Raw genomic sequence first — 14,065 nt, 5'->3', positions numbered from 1 at the left:
CTTATCGAAAAACCCTGATCGCTTGCCGGATCCGTTGTATTTTTTCTTGGAAGATGCACTCTTAGAACATATTCCATAGCTGTTTGCCGATCAAGACAACGGTGACACAGATAAAAATCGGCCGAACAACAGCCGCTCCTTTTTTTATCGCAAATTGGGATCCTGCCAGAGATCCCAAAATCATTGCAATGCCCATGACGATTCCAAAATGGTAGTTTACCGAACGCTGAAACATAAACATGGCCAATCCGGCGATATTGCTTGCAAAATTTAACGCCTTCGCGTTTCCGGAAGCATAAATGTAGTCAAATCCCACAAATAAAAACACGATAATTAAAAACGATCCTGTGCCAGGTCCAAAAAAACCGTCATAAAATCCGATGGCAAATGCTGCCGGCACACATATTTGCAAGATCTTTTTGGTTATCCCTCGGTATTCCGTTTTTTTGCCTTTGTCCTTTTTTACGATGGAATAAACGGTAACGCCAATGAGCAGGATCAGTACGACCGGCTTTAAAAATGTCGAAGGAACCAATCCGACTGTATAGGCGCCAAATAAGGATCCAATCAAAGATAAAGGGAATAAATATTTGACAAGTCGGAATTCCACTTTGCCTGAACGCAAATAGGACAACGTACTCGTCAAGGATGATAGCGACGACGCGAGTTTATTTGTGCCAAGAACATGGGACGGCGGCAAACCGGTCAACATCAAGGCAGGTATGGATATGAGCCCGCCGCCGCCGACAATCGAGTCAATAAACGAAGCAATAAAACCTGAAATGACTAAAAAGACGAGTAACCCTGCACTCATATGATCCATTTTTCTCTTCCTCTGCGTAAAAAATAACGATCACTCGCTTGACCTTAACTTGGTGAATCCGTATGAATCGATGCACACATCGCATTACAAACGCAATTAGGCACACACCTATGCTTGATTGGCAAATATGAACGTATCGATCACATGTTTGACACCATCATCATTATTGGTAAATGTCACAAAATCGGCGATTTCCTTCAATGCATCGACTGCATTCCCCATTGCCACACCAAGTCCGGCGACTTGAATCATTTCCCGGTCATTCCAACTGTCGCCAATCGCAATCACTTCCTTTAACTCACATCCATAATGTTGCGCCAGGTATTTGACTGCGTGTCCTTTTGTCGCTTCCGGATGTGAAAATTCCAGGAAATACGGTTTTGATTTCGTTATATGTACGTCGCTGCCAAACATCGGTCTGACTTCTTGTTCAATTCGGTCAATGGTGTCCGGGTCTTCAAACAATAACATTTTGGCTAAAGGCTGCTCCATTAGCGATTCAAAATCCGGTTCAATATGATAGGGAACTTTGGAAAACTCCGAATACTTCTTGATTTTTTCATTCTCCATCCATGTATACAACCGATCCTCTGAATACACTTGCAAATGAAATCCTTGTTCTTTGGCATAAGCAAAAATTTGTCCCGCCAAAGAACGGGGAACATTTCGTTCATATAACATCGTCCCATCGAGTAAATGTTTAATCCACGCGCCCTGATACGTAATGATGGGTACATTCAATCCCAGTCGGGCAGCGATCGGCTTAGCAGCAGCAAACATTCGGCCAGTGGCCAATGTAATCACAACTCCCTGCTCGGCCGCTTCTTGTAAAGCGGTTTGGGTTGCTTTCGAAATTTGCATGTGATCGTTCAATAACGTATCATCGATATCAATTGTTATCATTTTATACATGGGATCACCCGTTCTGCGTATTTGAAATACTTGTTTGATTCAATCATTTCATGCAATCCGTATCATTTTCAATCGTTGTTTCAATGGATCAGCCCATCTACGATGCACTTAATACCAATTTAAAGCCTGTAATTAGAAATCCGATCAAACATCCGCATACAGCCCCATTTACGCGTATCCATTGCAAATCCTGTCCCAGTTTGTCTTCCATCAATTGAATCAGTGTATCATCGTCCAATTGATTTAGATTTTCCAACACAATTGTACCGATTTTCCCGTGATGATCTTCAATAAAATGAGAAATATATTCATGCAATTCTTTCTCACACGTATTCACAAAATCGGCATTTTGGCGAATCGCATTGATCAGCGATTGCAAAATCGGCGCCAGAAATTCTTCCGCGTATGTCTCCCTTTGAACAAACAATCGGGCTTTTTCTTTGAAGCTTCGCAAAAGCTCTGCGATCGCTGCGTCGGCATCCCAATGATCCACCCAACTATTTTTCCATTTCGTGCATGTGGCAATCAATTGGGGATTTTCTTTCAACTGCAGCAATTCCGTTCGAATATAGGAAAGAACTTGGATACGCGCCTTTGCATCTGTTTCTTTAAATCCTTCCAGACCTCGTATCAGAACATTTTGCAGGATTGTTCCAAGTTTCTCTTCGTTCACGAATCCCATGAAGGATTTAAACGCAAACTGCATAAAACCGTCCAATTCAATGTTCGATAACGCTTGTAATGCCATTGTTCCCAGCGTCACTCTCGTATTTTCCTGTTTTGCCCATGTCAATCCTTTTGCAACAAGAAAATCGAGAAGCTGTATATCGGAATCCGAATCGATCAACCAGTCAATTGCTTTCGGCAGGAACCGGTCGACTTCCAATGCATAGAGGCGGCCGCGAATTTCCGCACCGATCACAGGCGCCCATCTTGCCACATCGATTGCATCCAGCAAAGCCAAACTGATGGCAACCATTCGTTGACCTGCCCGTTCTGACAGAAGTTCCTTTGACAATCGATCCAGAATGGTCCTTACGAACTCGATGTTGGCAAGTTTATGTAAGATACTTTCTTTACTCAGCCAATCGTTCTCCAGCATATGTACCAGTTGTGCCGTTATTTTCTCGCGATTTTTAACCACTAATGCCGTATGGGGAATCGGCAACCCCAAAGGATGGCGAAACAAAGCTGTTACCGCAAACCAGTCAGCCAATCCCCCGACAAGTCCCCCTTCAAATCCCCCTTGAAGAAGATTGGAAGAAATGGACGGTGGAATCAAAAAGGTGGAAATAAATCCTGCTCCCATAATTCCCAAAGATATACTTGCCAAATGCTTCGACTTTCTTACCATTGCCTGCTTCCTTTTCTGCTCAGAATATATACATGCGAAACATACTCTTGTAAAACGCTAAAATCAATTCTTGCACTATTGACACTCGCTCTATTTTAACATAGGAAAGCAGAATTCTCATGAGAGTCCACTGACATGACGTTGAATAAATTCTTGATAAATGAAGAATCTTATTTCCTATACAGGAGGGATTCGAATGGATATTGATAGGGCCAGGCAAATTCTCGAATCGACAAATAAAATAAACGTCAAGTATGATGGAAAACCCGTTTGGATTGAAGAAGTCTTCGAATCGTCCGCAACCGCACGAGTGCACTTGGAGCATAAGCCTTCCGACCAAATGCATGTAAAAGTATCGGAACTGCAGGAATAGAAATCGAAGATTGTTTGTTGTCCGAATGCAAGACAAAGAGTGTCAGGCAAAAGTGTGTCAGATAAAAGACAAGATATGTGGCATTCTTTTGAAATCTGTGTAGCATTTCCGAAAACCTAAGTCTCCAAGGATAGAAAACAGCCATGATCCGCTATTGTTTTCGACAATAGTGGAATGGCTTCTTACTGCGTGTACCTTTCCTAACGTATGTACCCTTTTCCTTTTAACTTCTCTATGTGCTCTTGGTAAACCGATTCCAAATCTACACCTTGGTCAGACAACACGTACATAAATGTTGCAGCAGTCTGGGCCACATCCAATAATTCCATTGCCAGCTCCCTGTTCACGATCGCTTGATCCAAAGGCTGTTCTCCGCTCATTCCCCGGTACTTCCCCAAAACCCGAGCCACTTCCCCTAATTCTTCCTGTAATTTGATCAACGTTGACTCTAATGTCGGATTGAGACCATTCAAGCGGGGCAGGCGTATAATCGGTTCTTGCATCAAAAACTCTCCTCCTAGCTAGAAAAAAGACAATTCCATCATTTCATATTTCATCTTTTTTGGCAAGATTCATCACATTCTGTCGATATATGAAAAAAAGCACCACACGGCGCTTTTTGCAACATTCAGCGATTTCTTTTTCGTTTCCTCGTAAAAATCATATAAAGAGCAATCACGATTACAATTCCGGGAATCCAAAAATATGCGGTATTCGCCAATCCATTGATAAATGTGTTGTAAACGTTAAACATGATTCCATCCCCACCTTTATTTAGAGGATGTTCAAAAAGGGTAGCTAAAACTTATTTAATCGCTTTTTGAACACGTACTATTACTAAGATGGGCCATTTCGCAAAAAATCATTCGCCAAACGTCCAATTATTATGAAAACAGGATGGCTCGGGACGGAATCGAACCGCCGACACGAGGATTTTCAGTCCTCTGCTCTACCGACTGAGCTACCGAGCCGAACGTGGTGAAACAGACAACCAGCGGAATATATGGAACTTCCAACCAGAATCGAACTGGTGACCTCATCCTTACCATGGATGCGCTCTGCCGACTGAGCTATGGAAGCAAATCGATACTGCCGGAGGTGGGACTCGAACCCACAAAATCACGATTTTGAGTCGTGCACGTATGCCAATTCCATCACTCCGGCAATGGCTGGGGATGAAGGATTCGAACCTTCGCATGACGGAGTCAAAGTCCGTTGCCTTACCGCTTGGCTAATCCCCAATACGGAAACCAGAGTCCAGAGACCGGATGCCAGAGTATCATATGGTAACTTACAGCAAAAATAACGATCTGACCTCTGGCTTCCGGTCCCCGGCTTCTGTTATATGGTGGGCCTAAGTGGACTCGAACCACTGACCTCACGATTATCAGTCGTGCGCTCTAGCCAGCTGAGCTATAGGCCCATCAGAAAAGATCTTTACATTTCATAAGCGACTCTTGTAATATATCATATAAAAAATTATTTTTCAAGGATAAAATTTGCATATGTTGCGTGATAAAATTTGCATAAAATTGCATGACAGATAAAAATTCACACTGCATACAGTTTTCCGTCCGGCCTAATTTAAGTTTTTTCGATAGGCGCTGTAACATTTCTATTCCTTGTTCCGTAGCATATAAGAAGTCCTCTCTGAATCGAACATGGGATACAGGTCAACTTGTGATTCAGAGAGGGCATACCGATTTTCAATCGAACTTACTCCCATTTCCGTTGAGCAAGCCACCTTCGTTCTTCCTCGCTTAGATCTGCCTGTTCCAGCAACTCCGGCCGCTTTTGCAATGTTCGGAGCAAAGACTGCCGACGTCTCCATTTCTCAATTTCCGCATGATTACCTGACAACAAAACGTCCGGAACTTTCCAACCGCGGAAATCCGCCGGTCTCGTGTAATGAGGATATTCCAGCAATCCATCGGAAAACGAGTCTGTCCAAGCAGATGTTTGATTTCCCAATACGCCGGGGAGCAACCGGACGACCGCATCAATGACAGCCATAGCGGGAATTTCTCCGCCTGTCAATACATAATCGCCAATCGAGATTTCATCTGTAATCAAATACCTGCGAATTCGTTCATCATATCCTTCATAATGTCCGCAGATAAAAATCAAATGTTGTTCCCGCGACAATTCAATGGCCTTTTTTTGCCGGAATAATTCTCCTTGTGGGCACATGAGTATGACCCGTGGTTTGGAATCAGCAGATGAACCGCTGGAATCTGTCGAATTCATCTCTGACTCGCTAAGCATGGATTCCACCGCATGAAAAATCGGGTCCGGTTTCAAAACCATTCCGCCACCGCCCCCATATGGGGTATCATCAACCGTTTGATGCTTGTTTGTGGAAAACTTTCGAAAATCGACCGTACGAAATTGTACAAGCTGCTGTTCGGCAGCCCGGCCAAGAATGCTGTCGCCCAGCACATGCGAGAACATGGCGGGAAATAATGTTAGAATATCAATTTTCATCATGACAATACAGCCTCAATCCAACAATCCAGGTAAGATATGTACGGAAATTTCACGTTTTTCAACATCCACATGCAAAATACAATCCGGAATGGCTGGCAATAACAGTTCTTTCCCGGACACAGCTCGAATCACGTATACATCATTGGCGCCAGGTTGCAATACATCCACAAGCTCGCCTAACGTTTCACCCGTATCCGCAATCATACGGCACCCCACCAATTGGTGAATATAAAATTCGCCCTCAGGCAGCGGTACAAGATCCGTCTCTGTCACTTTCAACTCATAACCGCGCAGAGATTCGGCTTCTTCAACTGTTGAATATTCTTCAAATTGTACGATATACATCGCTTGCTGCGGACGGGCCGACTTTACACGAACACGAATCGTCGGCCCGCCTTCCGGACGCTGAAGAAGCAACTCCGAACCTTTTGCAAATCGCACTTCCGGAAAATCCGTACGGGAAAATACCTTGACTTCTCCTTTCAAACCATGCGGCCGCGTAATCGCACCGACAGTAATCAATTTTTGTACTGTCACACAGGTTCACCTGCACGCCGAATCTCTACAACCACACCGTCTTTAATCACAATCTCCGATCCCATGGCAACCGCATCCCAGGAATCTCCCACCTTTACGTCAATCGTTGTTTCCACTTGCCCCTGCTGAACCTCAGTGCCAAGTTCCAGTTGCTGAAACTGGGATAATTGCTGAATCAACTCATCCCGACGTTCCACCCGCTTGTTTTTTTCTTCTTCAATTTTTTCTTCCAATGCGAGGGCAGCTTCCGGATCCTGAGCTTTTGCCTGTTCCAGAATCTGTTGGCCTTGTGTTTCTATTTGCTCCAATTCTCCCATTACACTTGCTATCATTTGATGAAATTCATTGACTACCCGCTGCTTGGTTTGCTCTGTCAAAATCATCTTCACTGTAACCGGTTGACGAATCGTTAGCATGGAATCCACCTCTTTATGTATGCTCAAGTATCGTAAAAAATAATACAAGTTCCCACTGCCGACTCCAACATCCATACTTTCTGGTTGTACAAATATAGGATTGTACAAATATACTTTCCGATTGTACAAAAAAGGGCCAGAAACGTCCGGCCCATTCTCGTTTTACTGGATCTCAAGCGTGACACGTTTCTCATATTTGACTGCGCCAGCTGAAACCACATTTCGAATTGCTTTGGCGATCTTGCCTTGCTTGCCAATCACTTTGCCCACATCTTCAGGAGCAACGCTCAGCTTGTACAAAATCGAATGATCATTTTCAACCTCAAGTACCTGTACTTGATCCGGTTGATCCACGAGGGACTGTGCAATCACTTCTATCAATCGTTTCATAACACAGGACCCCCGTCAATTATTTTACAAATTTGATTTCATGAGCTTTTTTGAGAATTCCTGCTTTGCTGAACAGGTTACGAACTGTATCAGAAGCTTGTGCGCCTGTTTGCAACCAATACAATGCACGATCTTCATTGATGTTGATTTGTGCAGGTTGTGTAACTGGATTATATGTTCCGATCTCTTCGATGAAACGTCCATCGCGTGGAGAACGGGAATCAGCGACAACCACACGATAGAACGGAGCTTTTTTCTGACCCATGCGCTTTAAACGAATTTTAACAGCCATTGATTTCACCTCCAAAAACCATAATACATCTATGTGAATTCTTCACGCATAACGTGAGGAAGTGCACAGCTTCATTTCCGGAACAGAACCTGATGTTTACATGAAAGGGAATTTCAGACCTTTGCCGCCTTTTCCCTTTTTCCCTTTTTTGCCCATTTTCTTCGCCATGCCCGAAAATTGCTTCATCATTTTTTGCATGTCTTCAAATTGCTTCAGCAAACGATTGACTTCCTGTACGGTCGTTCCGCTTCCTTTCGCAATTCTACGCTTGCGGCTGGCATCAATGACTTTCGGTTCCTGGCGCTCTTTCGAAGTCATGGAACGAATGATCGCTTCGACGCGGGAGATTTGCTTGTCACTGACCTCCACACCCGACAATTGCTGTTTCATTTTGCCCATGCCAGGCAGCATGCCCAAGATCTGATCCAGCGGTCCCAGGTTCCGCACTTGCCCCAATTGATCCAAGAAATCATCCAGCGTAAATTCTGCACGCCGAAATTTCTTTTCCATCTCGGCAGCTTTTTTCTCATCGATCGACTGCTGAGCTTTTTCGATCAGTGTCAATACATCGCCCATGCCAAGGATCCTTGACGCCATACGATCCGGATGAAACGGTTCCAATGCGTCGAGTTTTTCGCCCATACCGACATATTTGATCGGACAACCCGTAACAGAGCGCACAGACAGTGCCGCACCGCCGCGAGTATCACCGTCCAGTTTGGTCAGGATCAATCCGGTGATTTGCAATTGTTGATGAAAACTTTCCGCAACATTCACTGCATCTTGCCCCGTCATGGCATCGACGACAAGCAGCGTTTCACTTGGATGAAGGGCTTCATCCAAATCCTTCAATTCCTGCATCAATTGATCATCGATGTGCAAGCGGCCGGCTGTATCGACCAAGACATAATCATTGCCGTGAACGCGCGCATGCTCAATAGCGGCTTTCGCTATTTCTACCGGACGCACCTGATCGCCCATCGCAAACACGGGGATTTTCAATTGTTCACCCAATACTTGCAACTGCTTGATCGCTGCAGGGCGATAGACGTCACATGCAACCAGGAGCGGACGCTTTTGCATCTTCACCAATTGCAAACCCAATTTGCCGGTCGTCGTAGTCTTGCCGGCTCCCTGTAATCCAACCATCAACACGACTGTGGGCGGTTTTGCCGCTTGCGCCAAACGGCTTTGCGTGCCACCCATAAGTGCTGTCAATTCATCGTTGACAATCTTGATGACCTGTTGACCGGGTGTCAAACTTTGCAGGACTTCGGAACCGACTGCTCGCTCTCGTACTTTTTCCACAAACTCCTTGACAACTTTCAAGTTGACATCAGCTTCCAGCAAAGCAATCCGGACTTCCCGCATCGCCTGTTTGACATCGTCTTCCGTCAACTTGCCTTTGCCCCGAAGTTTCTGGAATGTTGCTTGCAGTTTGCTTGCAAGGCTTTCGAAAGCCATGTTAAGTCCCCTTCCTAGTCCTCCAACAACCGTTCGATCTTGTGATAGATTGACACTAGCGGATGATACAATTCCAATTGCTGAAATTCCCCAATCGGCTGCAAGATCCGCGCATCCAGTTCAGACAAAATATGCAGAATCGATTGCTGCCTGTGTTCAAACTTTTCGAGTGAATGTAACTTTGCTTCAAACTCCTCAAGCTGCTGGCACGAACGCCGCAACGCATCGTGAACGGCTTGCCTGCTAATAGAGAAATTCTCCGCGATCTCTGCCAAAGATAAATCGTCCAAATAATACAATTCGACCATTTGCTGCTGGCGTTCCGTTAGAAGGGCACCATAAAAATCAAATAAAAGATTTATACGCTGTGTTTTCTCTAACATCATTCGCCACCCTAACCTGTCAAGGCAATCACCTTTACAGACGAGATTCTACAGGATCTATCCCTATTTGTCAAGACTTGCATCAAAAAATAATGCATCAATAAACGATTCCGGATCAAACTCCTGCAAATCATCCATCTTTTCTCCAAGTCCGACAAATTTGACAGGCAAATTCAACTCCTGCCTGATGGCGACGACAATGCCGCCTTTCGCCGTTCCATCCAATTTTGTCAAGACAAGCCCCGTAACTCCGGCAGTTTCTCCGAACAGCTTCGCTTGGCTTAAGGCATTTTGGCCTGTAGTCGCATCGAGAACCAATAGTACTTCATGGGGACCCTCCGGCATTTCCCGTTTGATCACACGATACATTTTATTTAATTCATCCATCAGATTTGTCTTGTTTTGCAGACGTCCCGCCGTATCGCAAATCAACACGTCCGCCTTGCGAGCCAAGGCAGCCTGAATCGCATCGTAGATGACAGCAGCCGGGTCCGAGCCGGATTGATGCTTGATCACATCGACACCCACCCGGTCCCCCCAAATTTGCAACTGTTCGATGGCACCGGCACGAAATGTATCCCCTGCCGCCAGAAGCACCTTTTTTCCTTGACTTTTCAAGCGATGCGCAAGCTTGCCAATCGTCGTCGTCTTGCCCACTCCATTGACTCCGACAACCATAATCACTGTCAATCCTTGCGCATGAAACGCAAGGCCTGTCACTTCCTGGCGCATCCGTTCTGCCAATTTTTCTTTCAAGACCGGTTGCAGCGTGGATGCATCCTCGATTTTTTGGCGTTTGACCGTATCTCTCAGTTCTTCAATCAGTTCAAGAGCGGTGTTGACACCAACGTCTGCCGTGATCAACACTTCCTCAAGCTCCTCAAAAAATTCATCATCGATTTTTTTCCGTCCTGTCATCAGGGACCCGACTTTCTCCACAAATGCCGTTCGGGTTTTCGTCAGTCCTTCTTTAAATTTGTCAAATAAGCCCATGGCTGCCTTCCTTTCTATTCTTACGATGCTCTATCCTTTGCTACGATGCGGTCTCCAGCGCCTGATCCGTCAACTTCACCGAAATAAGCTTCGAGACACCCGATTCCTGCATGGTCACACCATATAGGACATCCGCGCCTTCCATCGTTCCTTTCCGGTGTGTAATGACGATAAATTGGGTTTTGGAAGAAAATTCACGCAAATATTCGGCAAAACGACTGACATTCGCTTCGTCCAACGCTGCTTCCACTTCATCCAGTACACAAAACGGTACCGGCTTCACCCGTAAAATCGCAAACAAGAGCGCCATTGCCGTCAATGCGCGTTCTCCCCCGGAAAGCAAAGCGAGGTTTTGCAGTTTTTTCCCGGGTGGCTGCGCTACGATATCGATTCCCGTAGCAAGGATATCATCCGGATTGGAGAGCAGTAAATCCGCCCGGCCGCCGCCAAACAGTTGGGTAAAAGCAACTCCAAACTGTTCCCGGATGGCAATGAATGTTTCGTGGAAACGCTTGGACATTTCCTGGTCGATTTCCGTAATGACTTCGTAAAGTTTTTCTTTCGCTTCCAATAAATCTGTCCGCTGATCGCTTAAAAACTCATATCGCTCCTTGACTCGGGCATACTCTTCAATCGCACCGATATTGACATCGCCCAACTGCTCGATTTGCTGTCGGATCCGTTTCACATATTGTTTTGCTTCCTCGATTTGTTCCGGCACTTGATAGCGCTGCTTGGCCATATCATACGTCAAATGATATTCTTCCGACAGCTTATTGAGAACATTCGTGAGTTCCACATCCAATCGATTCACGCGCACTTCAAACTGATGCATTTGTTGTTCGAACTGTTTTAGTGCAAGCCTCGCTTCCTTGGCCAAATGTTCTTGCGTTGCAATCGTCCGCGCGATTTGATTTTTTTCTTCCTTTCCTTTGTCTAATTCGCTTTGGGATGCTTCTTTCTGTTTGACCAGTTGTTCATGCTCTGTTTGTATCGCTGCCAATTCATTCTTGGTAATGGACAGACGTTTTTCAATTCCTTGATATTCTTGCTTCTTTGTCTCCAACTCTTGCTCAAGAGCAAGTGTTCGCTCATACAACTCCAAATTTTGCTGTTTTAGATTCAATTCGGTTTGTTCATGGGATGCAAGCCGGACACGAACTTCCGTGATTTCCTCATTTTTGTCCTCCGCAGCCAACTGCTCCTTGCGCAAATCATTTTGCAACCGTTGAATGTGCTGCTGCAACTCATCCGTTTTCTGCGTAATCTCTGCCAATTCTTGTTCTACGCGCTGCTCTCTTGCCTGTAATGCCTGCCACTCTTTCTGGCTCTGCTCCAATTCCATGGCTGTTGCTGCTTTCCGCTCTTCCAGATTCCGCAATTCGACCTTCTTTTCATGAATGCCTGTTGCTGCTATGCGCTCTTGTTCATGCAAGTGCTTTAACTGTTCGTCCGTTTTTGTTGCAATCGTCGCATGCTCGGATACACTCTGTTCAAATTCCTGGCGCTCTTGCAATACGGATTGCTGCTGTTTCCCCACTGCGGCAAGAGTCTGTTCCAGCTCTTCAATTTCACGGCTGCGTCCAAGCAGACTGGTGCCTTTTCGCTGTATGCTGCCGCCTGTCATCGTACCGCCGGGATTGACCACATCCCCTTCCAATGTCACAATGCGATATCGATACCCGATCCGCTTGGCGAGCCGGTTGGCATCGACAAGTGTGCGGGCAAGAATGACCTGGCCGAGCAAATTTTCCAAAATCCCGCGATAGTCGGGGCTTGTCCTGACAAGCTGCGATGCGACGCCGATAAATCCTTGTTCCTGACGCAAGGCCTCATAGTCGCTGTTCGAAAGCGATCTCCCTTTCACAACATTCAACGGCATAAATGTCGCTCTTCCGCCTTTTTTCTTCAGGTATTCGATGGCAGCCCGTCCCGACTTTTCATCATCGACGACGATATTTTGCAAAGCGCCTCCGAGTGCCGTTTCCACCGCAACTTCATATTCCCGATCGACGGAAAACAGTTCGGCAACCGCGCCGTGCACTCCGGAAAGCACGCCGTCTTTGGCCTGCAGCACCGTTTTTACTCCCTGCATATAGCCGCCATATTCCTGCTGCATGTCTTTTAACAAGTCGAGCCTGGAACGCAGGGATGTTTCTTGATTCTGCAACTGCTGCAGTTTTTGCTCAAATCCGCGCTGCTGTTGCTGGGATTGCTGCAGGAGCAGCATTCCTTGCTGTCTTTGCTCTTCCAGATGTTGAATCGTGGCGTTCACCTGCTGCAATCGGTCATTACTCTCGGCAAACTCCTCATACAACGCGGCAAACCGTTGTTCCAGCTCCTGCTGCTCCTTTTGAAACTTTTCCACTCTGCGCGCAAACAACTCGCTCTGTTGGAGTATATGATTTTTCTCATTTTTGCGTCCGGCGGTCTGGTTTAAACATTCAATCAATTCTGATTTGCTTGCTTCCAGCAATTCTTCTTTTTTCAGCCGTGCCTGCATTTCGTCATTGGCATTTGATTTTTCCAGCAATTCGGCACGCAATGATTGAATGGTCGTACGAGTTTCGTCGATTTTTTGCTCATTCGCCATGCGGGTGGCTTGCAATTGACCGTGTTCTTTTTGCATCCGATGTATTGTTGCAACGGCCTCTTCGCGCCCCAGCAAAAGGTTTTGCTGACGTTCGATCAGAACTTCTTTTCGGCCTTCTACCTTTTCAGCTTCTGTTACGACTTCCAAATGCTGTTGCTGCAAATGTTCCAACCGTTGTTCCACTTGTTCAGCGATCCACTTGCTTTTTGTAACATCTGCTTCCAGACTGTTCACTCGGCCGGCTTGATCCAATTGCTGCTGCTCAAATTTCTGATATTCCGCTTTTGATTGGGTCCATTTTTCATGCAAATCGTTAATATCATATATATAAAGCCCAATTTCCGTAACTTTCAAATCTTCCTTTAATATTTGAAATCTTTGGGCAACTTCCGCTTGCTCGGCAAGAGGTTGGATCTGCTCTTCCAATTCTCCGATAATATCGCCGATGCGCAACAAATTCCCTTCTGTTTCTTCCAGCTTCTTCTCTGCTTCTTTTTTCCGCGTTTTATACTTGACGATTCCCGCGGCTTCCTCGAAAATTCCCCGTCGGTCTTCTGCCTTTGTCGAGAGAATTTCTTCAATTTTCCCTTGGCCAATGACGGAATAGGCTTCTTTCCCGAGTCCTGTATCCATGAATAGCTCATGAATATCCCGCAGCCGGCAGGATTGCTTGTTGATCATATATTCACTGTCTCCACTGCGATACACGCGGCGGGTAATCGTAACTTCCGTATAGTCAAGATCCAGCTTCCGATCCGAATTTTCCAATGTAAGTGTGACTTCACAATAGTTCACAGGCTTGCGTGTATCACTTCCGGCGAAAATGACATCTTCCATTTTGGCTCCGCGTAAACTTTTCGCGCTTTGTTCTCCCAACACCCAACGGATCGAGTCGGAAATATTGCTTTTGCCGCTGCCATTCGGGCCGACAACCGCCGTGACCCCAGGTACAAATTCCAACTCGGTGCGATCTGCAAAGGATTTGAACCCTGTGATTTCCATTCGTTTCAGGTACAATACAGTGTCCCTGCCTTCCTCTGATTACTCG

The 14,065-nt window shown here is 45.7% G+C and carries 15 protein-coding genes and 5 tRNA genes; 1 reads left to right on the top strand and 19 read right to left on the bottom strand.

Translation table 11 applies throughout. The annotated features are described in order from the left end of the window. Window positions 1-61: 61 nt before the first annotated feature. From LSG31_RS15230 to LSG31_RS15220, 3 genes are all read right to left on the bottom strand, one after another. Window positions 62-823 carry a sulfite exporter TauE/SafE family protein gene (locus tag LSG31_RS15230; RefSeq protein WP_347435927.1) on the bottom strand — a complete coding sequence of 254 codons (762 nt, stop codon included), beginning with the start codon at window positions 821-823 and terminating at the stop codon, window positions 62-64. 108 nt (window positions 824-931) lie between these two features. After that, window positions 932-1,726 carry a Cof-type HAD-IIB family hydrolase gene (locus LSG31_RS15225; protein ID WP_347435926.1) on the bottom strand — a complete coding sequence of 265 codons (795 nt, stop codon included), beginning with the start codon at window positions 1,724-1,726 and terminating at the stop codon, window positions 932-934. Window positions 1,727-1,832: 106 nt separating this feature from the next. After that, window positions 1,833-3,089, bottom strand: coding sequence for a DUF445 domain-containing protein (locus LSG31_RS15220; protein ID WP_347435925.1), 1,257 nt, complete (start codon window positions 3,087-3,089; stop codon window positions 1,833-1,835). Window positions 3,090-3,285: 196 nt separating this feature from the next. Between LSG31_RS15220 and LSG31_RS15215 the strand changes: the two genes are divergently transcribed. Next, window positions 3,286-3,462 (top strand): H-type small acid-soluble spore protein, encoded by a 177-nt coding sequence (locus tag LSG31_RS15215; RefSeq protein ID WP_347435924.1) that lies wholly within the window; start codon window positions 3,286-3,288, stop codon window positions 3,460-3,462. A gap of 200 nt (window positions 3,463-3,662) precedes the next feature. On the opposite strand, the gene LSG31_RS15210 is transcribed toward LSG31_RS15215, so the two are convergent. The 16 genes from LSG31_RS15210 to smc form a co-directional block, all read right to left on the bottom strand. Beyond that, entirely contained in the window at window positions 3,663-3,965 is a 303-nt protein-coding gene (locus LSG31_RS15210; protein ID WP_347435923.1) for a MazG nucleotide pyrophosphohydrolase domain-containing protein, read from the bottom strand. Window positions 3,966-4,090: 125 nt separating this feature from the next. Continuing rightward, window positions 4,091-4,216 carry a hypothetical protein gene (locus tag LSG31_RS15205; RefSeq protein ID WP_347435922.1) on the bottom strand — a complete coding sequence of 42 codons (126 nt, stop codon included), beginning with the start codon at window positions 4,214-4,216 and terminating at the stop codon, window positions 4,091-4,093. A gap of 144 nt (window positions 4,217-4,360) precedes the next feature. After that, window positions 4,361-4,433: transfer RNA gene (locus LSG31_RS15200), tRNA-Phe, on the bottom strand. A 33-nt stretch (window positions 4,434-4,466) separates the two neighbouring features. After that, a tRNA-Thr gene (locus LSG31_RS15195) sits at window positions 4,467-4,542 on the bottom strand. A gap of 10 nt (window positions 4,543-4,552) precedes the next feature. Then, window positions 4,553-4,626: transfer RNA gene (locus tag LSG31_RS15190), tRNA-Leu, on the bottom strand. A 2-nt stretch (window positions 4,627-4,628) separates the two neighbouring features. After that, a tRNA-Gln gene (locus LSG31_RS15185) sits at window positions 4,629-4,703 on the bottom strand. Window positions 4,704-4,808: 105 nt separating this feature from the next. Next, window positions 4,809-4,885, bottom strand: a tRNA-Ile gene (locus tag LSG31_RS15180). Window positions 4,886-5,178: 293 nt separating this feature from the next. Beyond that, window positions 5,179-5,946 carry a tRNA (guanosine(37)-N1)-methyltransferase TrmD gene (gene trmD, locus LSG31_RS15175; protein ID WP_347439528.1) on the bottom strand — a complete coding sequence of 256 codons (768 nt, stop codon included), beginning with the start codon at window positions 5,944-5,946 and terminating at the stop codon, window positions 5,179-5,181. A 15-nt stretch (window positions 5,947-5,961) separates the two neighbouring features. Continuing rightward, window positions 5,962-6,486, bottom strand: a complete 525-nt coding sequence (gene rimM, locus LSG31_RS15170; RefSeq protein ID WP_347435921.1) for a ribosome maturation factor RimM — start codon at window positions 6,484-6,486, stop codon at window positions 5,962-5,964. Beyond that, window positions 6,483-6,902 carry a YlqD family protein gene (locus LSG31_RS15165; RefSeq protein ID WP_347435920.1) on the bottom strand — a complete coding sequence of 140 codons (420 nt, stop codon included), beginning with the start codon at window positions 6,900-6,902 and terminating at the stop codon, window positions 6,483-6,485. The genes rimM and LSG31_RS15165 overlap by 4 nt, the downstream gene beginning before the upstream one ends. Before the next feature lie 162 nt (window positions 6,903-7,064). Then, window positions 7,065-7,292 carry a KH domain-containing protein gene (locus LSG31_RS15160; RefSeq protein ID WP_347435919.1) on the bottom strand — a complete coding sequence of 76 codons (228 nt, stop codon included), beginning with the start codon at window positions 7,290-7,292 and terminating at the stop codon, window positions 7,065-7,067. 19 nt (window positions 7,293-7,311) lie between these two features. Further along, the gene (gene rpsP, locus LSG31_RS15155; protein ID WP_347435918.1) at window positions 7,312-7,584 is read right to left on the bottom strand and encodes a 30S ribosomal protein S16; all 273 of its coding nucleotides are present in this window, start codon (window positions 7,582-7,584) and stop codon (window positions 7,312-7,314) included. A gap of 96 nt (window positions 7,585-7,680) precedes the next feature. Then, window positions 7,681-9,048: a signal recognition particle protein gene (ffh, locus tag LSG31_RS15150; protein WP_347435917.1), complete on the bottom strand. Its 1,368-nt coding sequence runs from the start codon at window positions 9,046-9,048 to the stop codon at window positions 7,681-7,683. A 14-nt stretch (window positions 9,049-9,062) separates the two neighbouring features. Further along, a complete protein-coding gene (gene ylxM / locus LSG31_RS15145; protein WP_347435916.1) occupies window positions 9,063-9,431 on the bottom strand; it encodes a YlxM family DNA-binding protein in 369 nt (122 codons plus the stop codon). Window positions 9,432-9,494: 63 nt separating this feature from the next. Beyond that, a complete protein-coding gene (gene ftsY / locus LSG31_RS15140; protein WP_347435915.1) occupies window positions 9,495-10,424 on the bottom strand; it encodes a signal recognition particle-docking protein FtsY in 930 nt (309 codons plus the stop codon). Between the two features lie 40 nt (window positions 10,425-10,464). Then, window positions 10,465-14,034, bottom strand: a complete 3,570-nt coding sequence (gene smc, locus LSG31_RS15135) for a chromosome segregation protein SMC (RefSeq protein WP_347435914.1) — start codon at window positions 14,032-14,034, stop codon at window positions 10,465-10,467. Window positions 14,035-14,065: the final 31 nt, after the last annotated feature.

Origin of the sequence: Fodinisporobacter ferrooxydans, from assembly GCF_022818495.1 — a bacterium.
GTDB classification, from domain to species: domain Bacteria; phylum Bacillota; class Bacilli; order Tumebacillales; family MYW30-H2; genus Fodinisporobacter; species Fodinisporobacter ferrooxydans.
This window is presented reverse-complemented; position numbering and strand designations above follow the sequence as displayed.